The 18,504-nt window shown below is 63.8% G+C and carries 17 protein-coding genes; 11 read left to right on the forward strand and 6 right to left on the reverse strand.

The window, feature by feature from the left end:
* Positions 1–33: 33 nt before the first annotated feature.
* The 4 genes from AB4Y97_RS09415 to AB4Y97_RS09430 all read right to left on the reverse strand — a co-directional run bounded on the left by AB4Y97_RS09415 (position 34) and on the right by AB4Y97_RS09430 (position 3,939).
* Positions 34–165 (reverse strand): hypothetical protein, encoded by a 132-nt coding sequence (locus tag AB4Y97_RS09415; RefSeq protein ID WP_441998775.1) that lies wholly within the window; start codon positions 163–165, stop codon positions 34–36.
* Between the two features lies 1 nt (position 166).
* Positions 167–1,216 carry a cytochrome d ubiquinol oxidase subunit II gene (gene cydB / locus AB4Y97_RS09420; protein WP_441998776.1) on the reverse strand — a complete coding sequence of 350 codons (1,050 nt, stop codon included), beginning with the start codon at positions 1,214–1,216 and terminating at the stop codon, positions 167–169.
* 9 nt (positions 1,217–1,225) lie between these two features.
* Positions 1,226–2,659 carry a cytochrome ubiquinol oxidase subunit I gene (locus AB4Y97_RS09425; RefSeq protein ID WP_441998777.1) on the reverse strand — a complete coding sequence of 478 codons (1,434 nt, stop codon included), beginning with the start codon at positions 2,657–2,659 and terminating at the stop codon, positions 1,226–1,228.
* A 107-nt stretch (positions 2,660–2,766) separates the two neighbouring features.
* Positions 2,767–3,939, reverse strand: coding sequence for a DNA topoisomerase IB (locus AB4Y97_RS09430; protein ID WP_441998778.1), 1,173 nt, complete (start codon positions 3,937–3,939; stop codon positions 2,767–2,769).
* A 330-nt stretch (positions 3,940–4,269) separates the two neighbouring features.
* Between AB4Y97_RS09430 and AB4Y97_RS09435 the strand changes: the two genes are divergently transcribed.
* From AB4Y97_RS09435 to AB4Y97_RS09460, 6 genes are all read left to right on the forward strand, one after another.
* Positions 4,270–5,436 (forward strand): glycosyltransferase family 4 protein, encoded by a 1,167-nt coding sequence (locus tag AB4Y97_RS09435; protein WP_441998779.1) that lies wholly within the window; start codon positions 4,270–4,272, stop codon positions 5,434–5,436.
* Positions 5,433–6,086, forward strand: a complete 654-nt coding sequence (locus AB4Y97_RS09440) for a class I SAM-dependent methyltransferase (protein WP_441998780.1) — start codon at positions 5,433–5,435, stop codon at positions 6,084–6,086. The genes AB4Y97_RS09435 and AB4Y97_RS09440 overlap by 4 nt, the downstream gene beginning before the upstream one ends.
* 192 nt (positions 6,087–6,278) lie before the next feature.
* On the forward strand, positions 6,279–7,568 hold the full coding sequence (gene ispG / locus AB4Y97_RS09445) for a flavodoxin-dependent (E)-4-hydroxy-3-methylbut-2-enyl-diphosphate synthase (RefSeq protein WP_441998781.1): 1,290 nt from the start codon (positions 6,279–6,281) through the stop codon (positions 7,566–7,568).
* A 193-nt stretch (positions 7,569–7,761) separates the two neighbouring features.
* The gene (locus tag AB4Y97_RS09450) at positions 7,762–9,690 is read left to right on the forward strand and encodes a potassium transporter Kup (protein WP_441998782.1); all 1,929 of its coding nucleotides are present in this window, start codon (positions 7,762–7,764) and stop codon (positions 9,688–9,690) included.
* Between the two features lie 107 nt (positions 9,691–9,797).
* Positions 9,798–10,352 carry a GNAT family N-acetyltransferase gene (locus tag AB4Y97_RS09455; RefSeq protein ID WP_441998783.1) on the forward strand — a complete coding sequence of 185 codons (555 nt, stop codon included), beginning with the start codon at positions 9,798–9,800 and terminating at the stop codon, positions 10,350–10,352.
* 181 nt (positions 10,353–10,533) lie between these two features.
* Positions 10,534–11,451, forward strand: coding sequence for a DMT family transporter (locus tag AB4Y97_RS09460; RefSeq protein WP_441998784.1), 918 nt, complete (start codon positions 10,534–10,536; stop codon positions 11,449–11,451).
* 62 nt (positions 11,452–11,513) lie between these two features.
* On the opposite strand, the gene AB4Y97_RS09465 is transcribed toward AB4Y97_RS09460, so the two are convergent.
* Positions 11,514–12,440 carry a polyprenyl synthetase family protein gene (locus AB4Y97_RS09465; protein WP_441998785.1) on the reverse strand — a complete coding sequence of 309 codons (927 nt, stop codon included), beginning with the start codon at positions 12,438–12,440 and terminating at the stop codon, positions 11,514–11,516.
* Between AB4Y97_RS09465 and mtgA the strand changes: the two genes are divergently transcribed.
* The 3 genes from mtgA (at position 12,427) to AB4Y97_RS09480 (ending at position 15,476) form a co-directional block, all read left to right on the forward strand.
* Positions 12,427–13,218: a monofunctional biosynthetic peptidoglycan transglycosylase gene (gene mtgA / locus AB4Y97_RS09470; protein ID WP_441998786.1), complete on the forward strand. Its 792-nt coding sequence runs from the start codon at positions 12,427–12,429 to the stop codon at positions 13,216–13,218. The two genes, AB4Y97_RS09465 and mtgA, sit on opposite strands and share 14 nt — an antisense overlap.
* Positions 13,219–13,444: 226 nt before the next feature.
* Positions 13,445–13,630 carry a 50S ribosomal protein L32 gene (rpmF, locus tag AB4Y97_RS09475; protein WP_441998787.1) on the forward strand — a complete coding sequence of 62 codons (186 nt, stop codon included), beginning with the start codon at positions 13,445–13,447 and terminating at the stop codon, positions 13,628–13,630.
* A gap of 211 nt (positions 13,631–13,841) precedes the next feature.
* Entirely contained in the window at positions 13,842–15,476 is a 1,635-nt protein-coding gene (locus AB4Y97_RS09480) for an EAL domain-containing protein (protein ID WP_441998788.1), read from the forward strand.
* 32 nt (positions 15,477–15,508) lie between these two features.
* On the opposite strand, the gene phaR is transcribed toward AB4Y97_RS09480, so the two are convergent.
* On the reverse strand, positions 15,509–16,084 hold the full coding sequence (gene phaR / locus AB4Y97_RS09485) for a polyhydroxyalkanoate synthesis repressor PhaR (protein ID WP_441998789.1): 576 nt from the start codon (positions 16,082–16,084) through the stop codon (positions 15,509–15,511).
* Between the two features lie 249 nt (positions 16,085–16,333).
* Here phaR and AB4Y97_RS09490 point away from each other — a divergent pair, with 249 nt between their 5' ends.
* Both AB4Y97_RS09490 and phbB read left to right on the forward strand, forming a co-directional pair.
* Positions 16,334–17,512 carry an acetyl-CoA C-acetyltransferase gene (locus AB4Y97_RS09490; protein ID WP_441998790.1) on the forward strand — a complete coding sequence of 393 codons (1,179 nt, stop codon included), beginning with the start codon at positions 16,334–16,336 and terminating at the stop codon, positions 17,510–17,512.
* Between the two features lie 176 nt (positions 17,513–17,688).
* Positions 17,689–18,414, forward strand: coding sequence for an acetoacetyl-CoA reductase (gene phbB, locus AB4Y97_RS09495; RefSeq protein ID WP_441998791.1), 726 nt, complete (start codon positions 17,689–17,691; stop codon positions 18,412–18,414).
* The last annotated feature ends 90 nt before the right edge of the window (positions 18,415–18,504 follow it).

The following is an 18,504-nucleotide window of genomic DNA, read 5'->3' on the forward strand; positions in this document are numbered from 1 at the left end:
TTCGTCTACCACCGAAGATGATGCGACCTACCTCTAATGCCGTATCAGGCCCCGCAAGGCATAGACGATCGCCGCGAAGGCGCCGAGGCTCGCCGCATAGATGAGACAGAACCAGAGGACGCGCTTGTAAAGCCGCCCCGGCTTACGGCGCGGTTCCGTCCGCATCTCAGTGGTACCCGTAGCCGCCGCCCTGGATCTCCTCGGAGACCTTGCCGCGGAAGACGTAATAAGCATAAGCCGTGTAGGCGAAGGTCATCGGCATGACGATGACAAAGCCGACAAGGGCGAAGAGCTGCGAGCTGACCGTATTGGCCGCCTGCCAAATCGTGAGCATCGGCGGCACGATATAGGGGAAGAGGCTGACCCCAAGGCCGAGATAGCCGAGCAGGAACAGCCCGATTGCCAGGAAGAACGGCCGCACATGCCGGCCGAGTTCCAGATCGCGAAAGAGCCGATAGGCCACGAAAGCCGTGATCAAGGGGATCGGCGCCAGGAAGGCGATATTGGGCCAGGAGAACCAGCGCGCCTCGATTTGCCGGCCGAGGAAGGGCACCCAGATCGAGACGAGTACCATGGCGATGATGGTCGCGATCAGGAAGCGAACCGCCATGCGCCGGGCCCAGAGCTCGAGTTCGCCGGTGGTCTTCATCACGCACCAGGTGGCGCCGAGCAACCCGTAACCGCAGATGAGGCCGATGCCGGTCAGCACGCTGAAGGGCGTCAGAAAATCGAAAGTGCCGCCCGTGAACTGGTGCCCGTCGTGGGAGAAGCCCTGGACGAAGGCGCCAAGCACGACGCCCTGGGCGAACGTGGCCACCAGCGATCCGTAATGGAACGCATTGTCCCAGAGGAACTTCGATCGCTCCGACTTGAAGCGGAACTCGAAGGCGACACCGCGAAAGATCAGGGCGATGAGCATGATGATGATCGGCACATAGAGGGCCGGCATCAGGATCGCATAGGCGATGTGAAAGACCGCGAAGAGGCCGCCGCCGCCGAGGATGAGCCAGGTTTCGTTGCCGTCCCAGATCGGAGCGACGGAAAACATCATCCGGTCGCGCCAGTTCTCGTCCCCTGCGCTCTTGAAGAGAATGCCGATGCCGAGATCGAAGCCGTCGACGATCACATACATGGCGACGGCCACCGCGATGAGCCACGCCCAGATCAAGGGCAGCCAGAAAGCGAGGCCCTGATATTCCATGCCGAACCCGAACATGATCGCCTCCTATTCGGCCGGTTGGGGCCGGTGACCGTTTTCGCCTTCCAGTCCTTCGTCAGGTACCGAGAAGGGTCGCTTGGGTTGCTTGGACATGTCCTCGCCGTGAATGCCCTCGACGGGCTCCGGACCTCTTCGCAGCAGCTTCGCGAGATAGTAGGAGCCGAAACCGAAGATGAAGGCATAGACGACGATGAAGGTGATCAGGGAGGCGGTCACGGCTTGCGTCGTCACGGGCGAGACCGCGTCGGCGGTCCGCAGCAGCCCATAGACCACATAGGGCTGACGCCCGATCTCGGCGGTGAACCATCCGAAGAGGATTGCGCCGAATCCCGAGGGCGTCATGAGCATGGTCGCGGTCAGAAAGAGTCTGTTTGAAAACAGCGTTCCCTTCCAGCGCAGATAGAGGCTCCACAATCCGAGAGCCAGCATCACAAAGCCGATGCCGACCATGATGCGGAAGGAAAAGAACACGGGCAGGACCGGCGGTCGGTCGGCGGGCGGCACGTCCTTCAGACCCGGCACGACGCCGTCGAAGGAATGGGTGAGGATAAGGCTCCCGACCTTCGGAACGTTGACCTCGTAGTGGTTCGTCTCGGCCTCATCATCCGGAATGGCGAAGAGGCGCAGGGGCATTCCGCTCTGCCGCTGCCAATTGCCTTCGATGGCTGCCAGCTTGGTCGGCTGACGCTCCAGGACGACGATACCGTGAAGGTCTCCGATGAAGATCTGAATGGGTACGAAGATGGCGGCGAACCAGAGCGCCATGGACATGGAGAGTCTTGCGCCGACAAGCCTCGCCTCCGGCTCGTGCCGCGAGCGCAGCAGCATCCACGCGGACATTCCCGCGACCGCGAAGGCCGTCGTCAGGTAGCAGGCCATCACCATATGCGCATAGCGATAGGCGAAGGACGGATTGAAGACGATCTTGAACCAGTCGACCGGCACCGCCTTGCCGTTTTCGATCGCGAAGCCGTCGGGCGTCTGCATCCAGGAATTGGCGGAGAGGATCCAGAAGGCGGAGATCAGGGTTCCGAGCGCCACCATGCAGGTGGCGAAGAAATGCAGGCGGTCGCCGACCTTCTCCCAGCCGAACAGCATGATGCCGAGAAAGGCCGCTTCCAGGAAGAAGGCCGTAATCACCTCATAGGCGATGACGGGCCCCACGACATTGCCGGCGAATTCGGAGAAGCGGGACCAGTTGGTGCCGAACTGGTAGCTCATTACGATACCCGACACGACACCGAGGCCGAAGGAGATGGCAAAGATCTTCACCCAGAACCGGAAGAGGTTGCGGTAGAGCGGATTCCCCGTGCGCAGCCAGTTGAATTCCAGCGCGACAAGCCAGCTCGCGAGGCCGATGGTGAAGGCGGGAAAGATGATGTGAAAGGAAATGGTGAAGGCAAACTGGATCCGAGACAACATCAATGCGTCGAGTTCCATTGCCGTTCTCCTTCCTGCAAACCTTTCTTGCTTCTAGGGCGGTGAGCGGGAGAAAACAGGGTCGAGGCGGCATTGATGATCGACAGCGACTTTAGGCCTTGAATGGATCAGGCATGCAGGCCGGCGGCGTTCCCGGCGGAACGCGCCCTACGGCGCTTGGCGGCCTGGGGCTTCGGCGCCTGCTGGCTTGCCGCCTTCATCTCCTCGGCGAGCCGGCTTTGCAGAAGCGATAAGACCGCAGCCTCTTCCGGCCTGAGGCCGGCCAGGTCCTCCCGAAGCTCGGCCTCCACCTCGCGGCCGATTTCGAGGAGCAGCGCCCCTTCGAGATAGCAGTTGAACACCTCGGGATGGACATAGCATTTGCGGCAGATGGTCGGCGTATTGCCGAGCCGCGACGACACCGTTTCGATGGCGGCGCGGATGTTCTTCTTTGCCCTGGCTTCGCTGTCGAATTCCTCGAATTCTGCCAGCGCCAGGGCGGCGAGCACCGTTCCTGCCCAGGTCCGGAAATCCTTGGCCGTGATGTCGCGTCCGGTGATTTCCCTGAGATAGGCGTTCACGTCGGACGAGGAGACCGATTGCCGCTCACCGGCCTCGTCCAGATATTGGAACAGGTCCTGCCCCGGCAAGTCCTGGCAGGCCTTCACGACCCTGGCGATGCGCCGGTCCTTGACCTTGAGGCTCCACGTCTTGCCGCTCTTGCCCTTGAACTGGAAACGCAACTCCGCTCCCTCCACCTTCACATGCGGATCGCGCAAGGTGGTGAGACCATAGCTCTTGTTGTGCTTCGCATAATCTGAATTGCCGACGCGGATGAGCGTATTTTCGAGAAGATGCACGACGGTGGCCAGCACCTTCTCGCGCGGCAATCCGCGCAAGGACATATGCTCGTCGATCACTTTGCGGATCGACGGCAGAGCCCGCGCGAATGCGAGCATGTGCTCGTATTTCGTGCTCTCGCGGACTTCGCGGAAGGCCGGATGATAGCGGTATTGCTTACGTCCCTTGGCATCGCGCCCGGTGGCCTGAATATGGCCATTGGCCTTCGGGCAGATCCACACATCCGTATAGGCGGGCGGGATGGCAAGCGACCGGATGCGGTCGAGCGTCGCCTTGTCCTCGACCTTTCCGCCGCCCGGCCGCGTATAGGTAAAGCCTTTGCCGGCCCTCCTGCGCAGAATGCCCGGAATGTCATCCGACACATAGGCGAGCCCTGCCGTTTCGGCGGCATCGCGGGGATCGACGATGTTGTCGTTGGTGGAGTTCGGGTCCAGCAGCATGATACGCCTTGGCTTGAGGGCGGAACGTCAACCGGAACGCACCGCCTCCGGTTCCCGGTACGAGATTTGCTAAGAATTTGCGGAGATTTGCGTTTGTACAGCGCCGCTGTATCGCACTCCCGGCCCCTCCTTTTTCTCCGAGCAGCGGGGATGAGCTGACGAAATGGGAGGTTCCCTCACCACCTCGCCACGTCTAGAACCTGTTTCGTGAACCGGAGTTCACGAAACAGGTTCTATCGTTCTGAAAAGGCCGCATTTTCTGCCGCAAAACCGGATCCACTTTTGCGAAAAATGCTCTAGAAGAACCGCAATCCCTCTATTGGAATGACCGTGTCCCAGCCGCTTTCCTCCAACCTTCCCTCATCGGCTCTCCAAGGTCGCAAGCTCGTCTTCGTCGTCACCGAGGACTGGTTCTTCGCGTCACATTTTCTCCCCATGGCCCGCGCCGCGCGTGAGCTGGGGCTCGATGTCGCCGTCGTGACGCGGGTGCGGTCACACCGGGATATCATCGAGGCCACGGGCGCGCGCGTGATTCCGCTTCAGGCGGAGCGCCGGAGCCTGAACCCGATGGCAGCAGGTTATGCGGCGGGCCAGCTTGCCTCCATCCTCAAGGCGGAAAAGGCGGACCTCGTCCATTGCATCGCGCTGAGAAGCATCCTGATCGGCGGATTTGCGGCCGCCATGGCCGGGATCAGCGAGCGGGTCTATGCATTGACCGGCCTCGGCTTCCTCGGCGCCCGCATGGACATGATCGGGCGCCTCGCGCAGCGGGCGGTGCGCCTGCTCGTGCGGGGGCTTGAGACGGCCAAGACCCGCTATCTGTTCGAGAACACCGACGATCCCAAGCTCCTCGGCCTCGATCCCGCGGATCCCCGCGTCACCATCGTCGGCGGTGCCGGGATCGATCCGAAAGCGCTGCATCCTGAGCCCCTGCCCGCCCAGCCCCCCCTGAAGGTAGCCGTCGTCGCACGGATGCTCTGGTCCAAGGGCATCGACCTTGCCGTCGAAGCCGTGCAAGCGGCGCGGGCGCAGGGCGCAGCCATCGAGCTTTCGCTCTATGGTGCGCCGGATCCCTCCAACCCCAAGGCCATTCCGGAAGCGACCCTCAGGACCTGGAGCGCCGAGCCCGGGATCACTTGGCATGGCGCAACGCGGAACATCGCCGCCGTCTGGCGCGATCATCACGTGGCTTGCCTGCCCTCGCGCGGCGGCGAAGGTTTGCCGCGCACCCTTCTGGAGGCCGCCGCCTGCGGGCGTGCCATCGTGACTTCCGACGTACCAGGCTGCCGCACGCTGGTGCGGGATAACATCGAGGGAAGGATCGTGCCGCCCGACGATGCCGCGAGCCTCACCGAGGTCCTTGTCCTGCTTGCCGGTCGGCCCGATCTCGTGGCGCGCATGGGAGATGCCGCCCGCGCCCGCGTTCTCGACGGATTTACGGAGCGGGACGTGATGGATGCCGTCAAGCGGCTCTACAGCGCGGTCCTTGCCCCATGATCACGGACCGCGCCGCCTTCATCCATGCGGAGACGCGCCTGCGGCCGGTGCCTCATGCTCCGGAAATTGCTCTCCACGTGGCCGACGAGGCGACGGAACTCTGGCAGAAGACCGAGGAGGAACTCGGGGAGATCGGCCTGCCCCCGCCCTTCTGGGCTTTCGCCTGGGCCGGCGGTCAGGCGCTTGCCCGCTACATCCTCGATCATCCGGAAACCGTGCGCGGGCGGCGCGTTCTGGATTTCGCCTCCGGGTCCGGCCTCGTCGCCATCGCGGCCATGAAGGCGGGAGCGGCCGAGGTGACGGCCTGCGACATCGACGCCTTCGCCGTCACCGCCATCAGCCTCAATGCCGAGGCGAACGAAGTGGCCCTGACGCCGATCCAGGCCGATCTCGTCGGGCAGGACCGGGGCTGGGATGTCGTGCTTGCCGGGGACATCTGCTACGAACGGGACCTCGCCGCCCGGGTGGCGGACTGGCTTTTCGGCCTGAGTGAACGCGGCGCCACCGTTCTCATCGGCGATCCGGGACGCAGCTATCTTCCCAAGAGCCGCCTCGAAATGCTGGCTCAATACGAAATTCCCGTCACGCGCACGCTCGAGGATTCCGATATCAAGAAGACCAGCGTCTGGCGCTTCCGGCCAGCGGGGTAGGAAACGAACCCACGATGCCGCGAGGGCGCCAGGCGTATCGTGCGGAAAAGTGGACTCGGTTTTTCGCTGACGCGGACCTTCGGTTCGCAAAGAACGATGCGCTCATCCGATGCTCTAGGCCACGCTTGACGGATGGGGGTTTTGGCCTCAGCTAATCGACGACCATCCGGAACCGCCGCATCAGGATAAGCGATGTCTTCCTCACTCACGCCTTCCGACGCATCAACTCCCGCTGACGATCTGGCGGGCCCGGCTCTGCGCCACCACACAATCGGGGTACGCGTCGGCTCCGTCATGGTCGGCGGCGGGGCTCCGGTGGTGGTCCAATCGATGACCAATACCGACACGGCGGATGTGGATGCTACCGTGGCGCAAGTAGCGGCCCTGGCGCGGGCGGGCTCCGAGCTCGTGCGCATCACCGTCGACCGGGACGAGGCCGCCGCCGCCGTCCCGAAAATCCGCGAGCGTCTCGACCGGCTCGGCGTGACCGTGCCTCTCGTCGGCGATTTCCACTACATCGGCCACCAGCTTCTCGCCGATCACCCGGGCTGTGCCGAGGCCCTCGACAAGTACCGCATCAATCCCGGCAATGTCGGCTTCAAGGAAAAGAAGGACCGGCAATTCGGCGCGATCGTCGAAATGGCGATCAAACACGGCAAGGCCGTGCGCATCGGCGCGAACTGGGGCTCGCTCGACCAGGAACTCCTGACCCACCTGATGAACGAGAACGCCACCTCGGAGCGCCCCAGAGACGCCCGCTGGGTGACGCGGGAGGCCATGATCCAGTCGGCTTTGCTCTCGGCCGCCCGAGCCGAGGAGATTGGCTTAGGGAGGGATCGGATCATCCTTTCAGCCAAGGTATCCGCGGTTCAGGACCTGATCGCGGTCTACCAGGATCTCGCCCGCCGGTCGGACTACGCCATCCATCTCGGACTGACCGAGGCGGGGATGGGCTCGAAGGGCATCGTCTCCTCCTCTGCCGCGATCGGCATCCTGCTCCAGCAGGGAATCGGCGACACGATCCGCTTTTCCCTGACCCCCGAGCCCGGAGGAGACCGGACCCTGGAGGTGAAGACCGCCCAGGAGCTGCTCCAGACGATGGGCTTTCGCACCTTCGTGCCGCTCGTCGCCGCCTGCCCCGGCTGCGGGCGCACCACATCGTCCGTCTTCCAGGAGCTGGCACGAGACATCCAGAACTGGATTTCGACCTCCATGCCCGAATGGCGCAAGCAATATGCCGGCGTCGAGAACCTGAACGTGGCGGTCATGGGCTGCATCGTGAACGGGCCGGGCGAGTCGAAGCATGCGAATATCGGCATTTCGCTTCCCGGCACCGGCGAGCAGCCTGCGGCGCCGGTTTTCATCGACGGACGCAAGGCCATGACCCTGCGCGGGCCGACGCTCGCCAAGGATTTCCAGAAGATCGTCCTCGACTATATCGAGCGGAATTACGGCCAGCCTGGGCGTGACGCAGCCGAGTAGACGCGCTACAAGCCTTCCGGTCTCGATGGAACCGTAACCTAAATTCCGTTTTACGCTTGGGCGCGATGTGCTAGAGAGCCCGCCGCGCCGGCACCGACGGCCGCCGCATCCGATGAGGAAGGCCGCCTTTCTTTCTTCGCAGAGAGCAGTTCACCAAGGGCCGTCAGCGGGCAACTCCGCAAAGAACATTCATATGGCACAGCACGCTGTCGCCCCCGGTCACGCCGATTCTCCGGCGCCGGAGGCCTCCCTTCCCGAAACACACTCCAAGGTCAGCGTCTGGACGCTCATGCTTGGCGCCATCGGCGTGGTTTTCGGCGATATCGGTACAAGTCCTCTCTACGCCTTCAAGGAATCCGTCGCAGCCGCCGCAGCCGGCGGGCCGGTGACGCGCGACATCATCCTGGGCGTTCTGTCCCTGATTCTGTGGTCGCTCGTGCTGGTCGTGACGGTGAAATACGTCTTCATCCTGCTGCGCGCCGACAACCGCGGCGAAGGCGGAACGCTGACCCTGGTGGCCCTGGCGCAGCGAGCCCTGGGCAAAAGGCGGGGCATCGTTCTCATCCTCGGCATTGCCGGTGCGGGCCTGTTCTACGGCGACGCGGTGCTCACGCCCGCCATCTCCGTGCTCTCCGCCGTTGAAGGTTTGAAGCTCGCGACACCCGCACTCGATCCCTATGTGGTGCCGATCACACTCGTGATTCTCGCCGCCCTTTTTATGGTGCAGAGCCGGGGCACGGGAAGCGTCGCGGCCTTTTTCGGGCCGGTCATGCTGGTTTGGTTCGCAACCCTGGCGCTCGCAGGGGCGCTTCACATCGCCGATGACCCGACCGTGATGTTCGCGATCAACCCGATCCAGGCGGTGCTGTTCTTCGTCAATCACCCCACCGTCTCGCTGGCGGTTCTGGGCGCCGTCTGTCTGTCGGTGACAGGAGCCGAGGCGCTCTATGCGGATCTCGGCCATTTCGGCGCCAAGCCGATCCGAAGGGCTTGGCTCTACCTGATCTTTCCAGCGCTGGTGATCAACTATTTCGGTCAGGGCGCCCTCGTCCTCTCCCATCCCGACACGGCCGAATCACCGCTTTTCCATCTCGTGCCCGAATGGGCGCTGCTGCCCATGATCGGGCTTGCGACGCTGGCCACCATCATCGCCAGCCAATCCGTGATCACCGGCGCGTTCTCCCTGACCCGGCAGGCGGTGCAGCTGGGGCTTTTGCCCCGGCTCGAGATCCGCTTCACCTCGGAAACGCATCAGGGACAGATCTATCTGCCGCGCGTGAACATGATGCTGCTCTTCGGCGTGGTCGTGCTCGTACTGATCTTCGGCTCGTCGAGCAACCTGTCCCACGCATACGGCGTGTCCGTGTTCGGTGCGATGGCGGTCGATGCAATCCTCGCGATCCTCGTGATCTGGAAGGGCTGGCGCTGGTCGCTGGCGCTGACGCTCGCCGTGATGCTTCCCTTCCTCTTTATCGATCTCGCCTTCTTCGGCGCCAACCTGCTGAAGCTCTTCACGGGCGGCTATGTCCCGGTCATCCTCGCCGCGATCCTCATGACGCTGATGTGGACCTGGGTGAAGGGCACGACCATCCTCTTCGAGAAGACCCGCAAGGTCGATGTACCGCTGCTCGAACTGGTGAAGATGCTGGAGAAGAGCCCGCCGCACCGGGTCAAGGGCACCGCCGTCTTCCTGACGAGCGATCCCGATACAGCTCCGGCCGCCCTGCTTCACAACCTTAAGCACAACAAGGTTCTGCACGAAAAGAACGTGATTCTCACCGTGCGCAGCGAGGACGTCCCGCGGCTGGAGGACGAGGACCGCGTGCAGATCGAGCATGTGGGCGACTCGTTCTGGCGTGTCCAGATCGCCTACGGCTACATGGAAACGCCCAACATCCCGCGCGGCCTCGCGATCCTGCGCAAGCAGGGCTTCAAGTTCGACATCATGGCGACGTCGTTCTTCCTGTCCCGCCGCTCGATCCGTCCCGCCGCGCAGTCCGGCATGCCGCTCTGGCAGGACAAGCTGTTCATCAGCCTCGCCAAATCGGCCAGCGACGCCACGGACTTCTTCCAGATCCCGACCGGGCGCGTGGTCGAGGTCGGTACTCAAGTCACCGTGTAGGCATTTACGGCAAACAGAACCTGGAACATCGCCGATGAATTCCGATTCATCGGCGATGTTCCAGGCATGTTGCCATTCCGGCGGCCCGGTGTCAGTCTCGAGCCACCATGACGACGACGATAGCCCTCATCCGCCCGAGCCTCGACTGGCTGCCCGCCTACGAACATGCCCTCGCCCAAGGCTGGTCTCCCAATACGGACCAGGATGTAAGCCGCGAGCAGCTCGAACAGCTCCGGCGCGGCCCTGAGCAATTCCTGCACGATCTCTACAACAGCCCGACGATCCGCCTGCCCGACGGTCGGGAGGTGCCGCGCCTGCCTGCGCATGATTTCTGGATCAGCGACGGCGAGTTCTGCGGACGGGTCGGCCTGCGCTTCCAGCGCGGTACGGAGGAGTTGCCGCCGACATCCCTCGGCCATATCGGCTACGCGATCGTTCCCTGGAAGCGCCGGCGCGGCTACGCCACTCAGGCACTCCGGCTGATCCTGCCTGTCGCCCGAACCGAGGGCCTCTCCCGCGTCCTGATCACCTGCGACGACGACAACGAGGCTTCGCGCAAGGTCATCCTCGCCAATGGCGGCGTTCCGGCAGGGACCATCCCCCACAAGGCCCGCCCCGGCCATATGAAACTCAGCTTCTGGGTCCCGACGCCAGAGGGCTAGAGTTTTTGAGGTAACGCGGAGCGGTTCCATTCACGCCCGTCATTCCGGGGCCGCGTAGCGGCGCCCGGAACAACAGTTGCGGGCGTCCGCGCAATCGGATTTCGGATGAGCGCGAACCGCCCCTCGTCTTGACCGCGCGCGCAGTTACCCATACCCAGCGCCATTCGCGTGAGGACAAATCGTGGTCGCCACTTCCGCCCCTGCCTCCAAGGCCCGCTTCTTCTTCAGCCGAAGCGAGGCTGTGCTGATCGGCATCACCATGATCTGGGGCGCGACGTTCCTGACCGTCCAGAACGCGCTGGCGGTAAGCGGGCCGCTGTTCTTCGTCGGCCTGCGCTTCGGCACCGCCGCGCTGATCATGGCGATGATTTCCGCTCCCGTCCTGCGCGGTTTGACCCGCGCCGAACTGAAGGCCGGGATTCTGATCGGCATCTGCATCTTCCTCGGCTACACGCTGCAGACCTACGGGCTTCGGACCATTCCGAGCAGCAAATCCGCGTTCATCACGGCCCTTTACGTCCCCATCGTCCCATTGCTGCAATGGCTGGTTCTGCGCCGGCCGCCGGGTCTCATGTCCTGGCTCGGCATCGCGCTGGCCTTCGGCGGCCTCATGCTGCTCGCAGGTCCGGAGGGAACCTCGATTGGCCTCGGGCTCGGGGAAATGCTGACCCTGATCAGCGCCATCGCCATCGCGGCTGAAATCATCCTGATCGGCGGCTACGCCGGTCGTGTCGATGTCCGCCGGGTCACCGTGGTTCAGCTTGCCACCGCCTCACTGCTGGCGCTCGGTGGGATGGCGCCGATGGGCGAGCCCATACCCGACATGTCGTGGCTGCTGATCCTCAGCGCCGTCGGCCTCGGCATCGCCAGCGCCGGGATCCAGCTCGCGATGAACTGGGCGCAGAGGACCGTCTCGCCGACCCGCGCGACCGTGATCTATGCCGGTGAGCCGGTTTGGGCCGGCATCGTCGGCCGGATGGCCGGTGAACGCCTGCCAGCCGCCGCCCTCATCGGCGCGGCCCTGATCGTCGCCGGGGTGATCGTGAGCGAGCTGAAGCCGCCCCGCTGGGCGAAAGACCGGAGCTCGGCTGAGATTTAGAGCCGTTCCCCTTGCATGGAAACGGCCCTTTCCCCGTGATTGATCGGGAAGGAGGCCACAAGTCAGACCTGCCGCTCAACGACGAAACGGACCGCCTCGCGCAACATGTCGGCCCGGGAGCCGAAGGAATCGAGCGCCGCCTCGGCCTGCGCGACAAGGCGGCGGCATTCCTGGTGGGCGCCTTCGAGGCCGAGATGGTCGACCAGGGTCGCCTTGCCCTTTTCCTGATCCTTGCCCGTACGCTTGCCGAGCGCTTCCGCCGACGCCTCCCGGTCGAGAATATCGTCGGCCACCTGAAAGGCCGCGCCGAGCGCCCGGCCATAGGCTCTCAGATTCTCCCGCGCCGTGGCGTCGGCGCGGCCGAGAATGGCGCCGGCCTCGACGGAAAAGGTCAGAAGCGCCCCCGTCTTCATCATCTGGAGCCGCCGGATATCGGCTTCGGTGAGGGCGGCCTCGCCATAGCGGCCCTCCGCGGCGAGGTCGAACATCTGCCCGCCGACCATGCCGCCTAGCCCGGAAGCCCGCGCGAGGCCCAGCACGAGATCCGATCGCACGGCGGCGTCCGCGTCCGTCTCGGGACTGGCCAGGACCTCGAAAGCCAGCGTCTGAAGGGCATCGCCCGCGAGGATCGCCGTCGCTTCGTCGAAGGCCTTGTGAACGGTCGGACGGCCGCGCCGCAGGTCGTCATCGTCCATGGAGGGCAGATCGTCATGAACGAGGGAATAGCAATGCAAAAACTCGATCGCGCTTCCCGCCCGCAACGGGCCGACGCCCTCGCGGGCGAACAGGCGGGCCGTCTCGATCGTCAGGAAGGGCCGAAGCCGCTTGCCGCCCCCTAAGGCCGCATGACGCATGGCTAAAATCAGGCGCGAAGGCCTTGCAATCTCGCCTGACCGCGCTTCGTCTGATAGCAACGCTTCGAGACTGGTCTCGATCTCCTCCGCGACTTCGGACAGTCGCGTCATGAAAGAGCTGGTGAGTGACATCATGTTCAGCCTGAATTCGGGCGCAGCGAGCGGCCGGTCCGAAGGAAACGAGGATGTGGAACCCATGCAGGAACCGGCATCGCGGAGAAAACCGTCGGCCGTCTTCCTCTGGCTTCGCCGCCTCGTCCGGATCGGCCTGGGGCTTATTCTCTTATGGGTGGCGGCGGTCTTTTGGCTAGGCCTTTTGTACTGGGCCGTCCCACCGGTTTCGTCCCTGATGCTGGGCCGGTGGCTGAGCCTGCAGCCCGCCGAGCGCGAATTCGTCAGCCTCGATGAGATCTCACCCGCCCTGCCGCTTGCCGTCATGACTTCGGAAGACAGCCGCTTCTGCGACCATCACGGGGTCGATTGGGATGCTCTGCGCGATGTGGTGGAGGCAGCGGACGAGGACGGGCCGTCCCGCGGAGCCTCGACCATCCCCATGCAGACGGCCAAGAACCTCTTCCTCTGGCCGAGCCGCTCCTATATCCGCAAGGGGCTGGAATTGCCGGTCGCGCTCTATCTCGATCTGATCTGGTCGAAGCGGAAAATGATGGAGAATTATCTCAATATCGTCGAATGGGGCGAAGGCGTTTTCGGGGCCGAGGCCGCCGCGCAGAAATATTTCCGCAAGTCCGCCAGGAACCTCTCCCGTCGGGAGGCCGCCCTCCTGGCGACGGCTCTTCCCAACCCTCTGGTTCGCAATCCCGGCCGGCCGAGGCCCCGCCATCAGGCCTTGGCAGTGCGGCTGATGGGACGTATGGAGGTTGCCGCGCCCTATAGCGACTGCCTCAAAGACTGAGCATTTTCCGCAAAAGTGGATACCGGTTTTGCGCGAGAAAATGCGGTCGGACAAAAATTTCCGGAATGCGCTCCGACCCGGCAGGATCGGAAAGCTTCTGGAAACGGCGTGGTTTTGGGGCTAGATATTTCCCCAAATACCTTGTATGAGGCGCAACCTTATCGAGATTGAGATGTGAGCGTTCCCCGGTTTGAGCGGGCGCTCCGCTGTTGACCGGAGACGAGAAATGGCCGTTCCAAAGAGAAAAACGTCGCCCTCGCGGCGCGGCATGCGTCGCTCCGCCGATGCCTTGCAGGCCCCGACCTATATCGAGGACAAGGATTCCGGCGAGCTGCGCCGTCCTCACCATATCGACCTGAAGTCCGGCATGTACCGGGGCCGTCAGGTTCTGAAGGTGAAGTCGGACGCGTAATAAGCGCGGCATGCGACAATGATGAGAACCGGCGCCGCAAGCGCCGGTTTTTTATTGGCTCCAGGCCAGTGGAAGCCTGTGGCTAATGGGGATTTTTACACTTCGTTAAACCTCAAGCCCGATCCTGCATCCTGTTTCCGGGCAGTCGACCGGGCCGCCGCGCGCCGCCCCCTCCTGCCCTCCAAGTATTTGCGTTTCGAGGACAGGTGTCATGACGAGGAAGCGGCAGGGCCGGGCTGGGATTTTCAAGGGCGCGGCCCAGGCCCGGCACTCACGGACGATGCCGGTCGACCCGCCATCCGCCCTCGCGGCCCTCCAGGGCGTCGTCTATGACTGGGATATCGCCAGCGATACCCTGTCCTGGGGCCCGAACGCCTCCGAACTCCTCGGCATCGCTCCCGATTCCCTGCCGCGAACGGGCGCGGCTTTTGCCCATCTGATCGAGCCCGGAAGCGGGCTTCTCGACCGCAACAGGATCTTCACCGACGAAGCCTCGGAAACGACCTACGATCTCCGCTACGCCCTGCGCTTCGGGCCCGATCATGTCACGATGGTGCAGGATATGGGCCGCCGGCGGCCAGATGGCCGGAGGGGTCCCGGTTCGGTGCGCGGCCTGTTGCGGGCCGACCGGGCCGCCAGGGATCTGCTGCCGGGCGCCATCAAGACCCGCTCCGCTCTGCTCCTTCGCCTGAACGACGACATCGCCGAGGCCCTGCGGTTCTCCCATACCGTCACGCTCATCCTCGGCTCGGTGGACAGCGAGGACGATGCGGATGCCATGGAAGAGGTCGCGCGCCTCGTCCGCCCGATGATGCGCCGGCGCGACCATTTCACGATTCTGGCTCCGAACCGTTTCGCGCTGGCCCTCACCTCCTGCCTCGCCTGGGACGCGATGAGCGCGATGAAGCGCTTGGCGGGCCTTGTCGCCTCCCGTCCTTTGCAGGTCCATCTCGGCGCTGCCTGCGCGCCGGACCATGCGTTCGAGGCCACCGGATTGCTGCGGCTCGCCGAGCAGGCGCTGGAAACGGCCGCCGCGGGCCCGGAGAAAGCCGTTCTTCACGACCCGCGTAAAACCCATGCGCGACCCGCCTCGGCGACGGCCGATCCTCTCGACATCGTCCGCGCCCTCAACGAGCGCCGCCTGACCCTGGCCCTGCAGCCGGTGGTGGATGCGCGGACGCGCGAGCCGGCGCTGGCTCAAGCCTGCCTCTCCCTCCCATCGACACAGGGCGGCCCCGACACTCTCGGCGCCGTGCCGGTCTTCGACGAGGCCGACCTGTCCCTTCTGGTCGATGGACGCATGCTGGAGCTCTCTGCGGATCATCTCGCCCGGCACGCGGATTCCCGGATCATCCTCCCCATCGCCCCCGCGACCTTCAAGGACGACGAATGGCTGACCATGCTCGCGGCCCATCTCGGAGCGCGCCCCGGCATCGAATCGCGCCTCATGATTGAAATTCCGGAGGCTATCCTGTCGGATCCGGGTGCGACGAGGGGGCGCCTGGATGCCATGAAGGCCTTGGGAATAGGCACCGTCCTGTCCGGCTTCGGAAGCGGATATGCCTCGTTCGCGCATCTGCGGAACCTGCCCATCGACCTCATCAAGATCGACGGCATCTTCATCCAATCCCTCAAGCGCTCGACCGACGACAGGCTTTTCGTGCATCGGCTGATCGACATCGCCCTGCATCTCGGCATCGCGACGGCCGCGGACTGGGTCGACGACGAGCCGACGGCGCAGAAGCTTGCCGAATGGGGTGTCGATTACCTGCAGGGCGGACTGCCCGGTGAAGCCGAGCCCGTGCCGCTGCCGCGCCTCATGCCGCAGAGGGCCAAGCGCGCCTGACACGAGGCGATATCGGCACCCTCGCGGAAGGTTTATTTGCGGGAGAGCTGATCGAGTTTGGCCTGCATCTCGGCCATCTGGCGCTTCAGGGCATCGAGGTCGTCCGCGCTTTCGCCTGGCGCTCCGGTCTTCGCTTCGGAAGAGCCGGTGCCGCGCTGGGCGAAGGGAGAGAACATGCGCATCGCCTCCGAGAAGAAGGTCATGTTCTTGCGCACCTGCTCCTCCATGGTCTGGAAGGCCGTGGGCCCGAAGGCCTGGGTCATCTGCTCGCGTAGCTTCTGCTGCTCGCGCGAGAGATTCTCCATGGAGAATTCGAGATAGCTCGGCACCAGCGATTGCAGGCTGTCGCCATAGAAGCGGATGAGCTGGCGCAGGACCGTCACGGGGAGCAGGTTCTGCCCCTCCTTGTTCTCCTGCTCGAAGATGATCTGCGTCAGGACGGAACGGGTGATCTCCTCGCCCGATTTGGCGTCGTAGACGACGAAATCCTCGCCCTGGCGCACCATCCCGGCGAGATCCTCGAGCGTCACATAGGTGGAAGTGCCGGTGTGATAGAGGCGGCGGTTCGCATATTTCTTGATGACAGTCGGTTGTTTATCCGTCGCCATGGGGCCTGATATGTCCTGATATAATCCGAAAAATCCCGCGAACGAGCATCCTTCATCCCAGTTCGCCCGGAACGTCAGCCATTCCATCAGCTTATAAGTCTTCCGGCGTGCGATCAAAGCCCTAAAAGTCTAAGGCGAACGCGGAGCCGCCACCCTATATACAGGGAAACGGCGCTTGACTTCCCCTGGTCCGGCGCTTTGATCGCATCATCAAAAGCTGCTCTTCGCCCATCAGCACAGGAGGTCGGAATGGCCCGGGACAACATCGTCATCGTCGGCGCGGCACGCACTGCCGTCGGTTCGTTCAACGGAGCTTTCGGCAACACTCCCGCCCATGAATTGGGAGCCGTGGCCATCAAGGCGGCGCTCGAGCGCGCCAAGGTCGACGGCTCGGAGGTCGACGAGGTGATCCTCGGTCAGATTCTCACTGCCGCACAAGGACAGAACCCGGCCCGCCAGGCCGCCATGGCCGCGGGAATCCCGGCGGAAAAGACCGCCTGGGGCCTGAACCAGCTCTGCGGCTCGGGCCTGCGCACCGTCGCCATCGGCCTGCAGCAGATCGCCAACGGCGATGCCGACATCATCGTGGCGGGCGGACAGGAATCCATGTCCCAGGCTCCGCACGCCGCCTATATGCGCAGCGGCACCAAGATGGGCGATTTCAAGCTCGTCGACACGATGCTGAAAGACGGCCTGATGGACGCCTTCCACGGCTATCACATGGGCAACACCGCCGAGAACGTGGCCCAGCGCTGGCAATTGACCCGTGAGGAGCAGGATCAGTTCGCGGTCTCCTCCCAGAACAAGGCCGAGGCCGCACAGAAGGCAGGCCGCTTCAAGGACGAGATCGTGCCGGTGACCATTTCGACCCGCAAGGGCGATGTCGTCGTGGATCAGGACGAATATATCCGCCCCGGCACCACCATCGAGGGGATCGCCAAACTGAAGCCGGCTTTCTCGAAGGATGGCACCGTGACAGCCGGAAACGCCTCGGGCATCAATGACGGTGCAGCCGCCATCGTTCTCATGACGGAAGCGGAAGCCGAAAAGCGCGGCCTGACGCCTCTCGCCCGCATCGCCTCCTGGGCGACGGCCGGCGTCGATCCAGCAGTCATGGGAACGGGCCCCATTCCCTCGTCCCGCAAGGCTTTGGAAAAGGCCGGCTGGAAAGTGTCCGACCTCGACCTCATCGAGGCGAATGAGGCCTTCGCGGCCCAGGCGCTTGCGGTCAACAAGGACATGGGCTGGGACCCCGCGATCGTGAACGTCAATGGCGGCGCCATCGCCATCGGGCATCCCATCGGCGCTTCGGGCGGCCGCGTGCTCGTCACGCTGCTTCACGAGATGGGCCGCCGCAATGCCAAGAAGGGTCTCGCGACCCTGTGCATCGGCGGCGGTATGGGCATCGCCATGTGCGTCGAGCGTTGAAAGTCGCGATCCCTCCAAAGAGAAGCGCGCCTTGCAAATTAAGGTGGTCCTCCCTTCTAGGCTCGGTCAGGAGTCCTAAGCTATGATTTAAGGCGGCTCGGCTCGACCCGGGCCGCCTTAACGAGACAGGTCCTACAGAGACCTCTTTGGGAACGGCTTATGGGAAGGAGACGAGGATGGCGCGTGTCACATTGGTCACGGGCGGCACTCGTGGCATTGGAGCCGCGATCTCGCGGAGACTGAAAGAGGCGGGCTACACGGTCGTCGCGAGTTATGGCGGCAACGACGAGGCCGCGAGCAAGTTCAAGGCAGAGACAGGCATCCCCGTCTACAAGTTCGACGTGTCGGATCATGCCGCCTGCGAGGCGGGCATCAGAACGATCGAGTCGGAATTCGGGCCCGTCGAGATCCTGGTCAACAACGCGGGCATCACACGCGACGGCATGTTTCACCGCATGACCTTCGATCAATGGTCCGCCGTGATCCGCACCAATCTCGATTCCATGTTCACCTGCACACGCCCGGTCATCGAAGGCATGCGCGAGCGGGGTTTCGGACGGATCATCCTCATCTCCTCCATCAATGGGCAGAAGGGACAAGTCGGGCAGGTCAATTATTCGGCTGCGAAAGCCGGCGTGATCGGCTTCGCCAAGGCCCTGGCCCAGGAGAATGCCAGCCGTGGCATCACCGTCAACGTGATCGCGCCCGGCTATATTGCGACCGAGATGGTTCGGGCCGTGCCGGAAGAGGTTCTGAAGTCGAAGATCCTGCCGCTCATCCCCGTCGGGCGGCTCGGCGAGGCGGAGGAAATCGCGCGCAGCGTGCTCTTCCTCGCAGGTGAGGATGCAGGCTTCATCACCGGCTCGACGCTCACGGTGAACGGCGGGCAATATATGACCTGACGACGCCCCGCGCAAAACAGCGAAAGCCGCTCGAAGGCTCTCCGCTCAGGAGGGTTTCGTCCGGAGTTCGATGGCGCATGATCTGCTCGG

Origin of the sequence: Microvirga sp. 2TAF3, from assembly GCF_052114965.1 — a bacterium.
GTDB lineage: Bacteria > Pseudomonadota > Alphaproteobacteria > Rhizobiales > Beijerinckiaceae > Microvirga.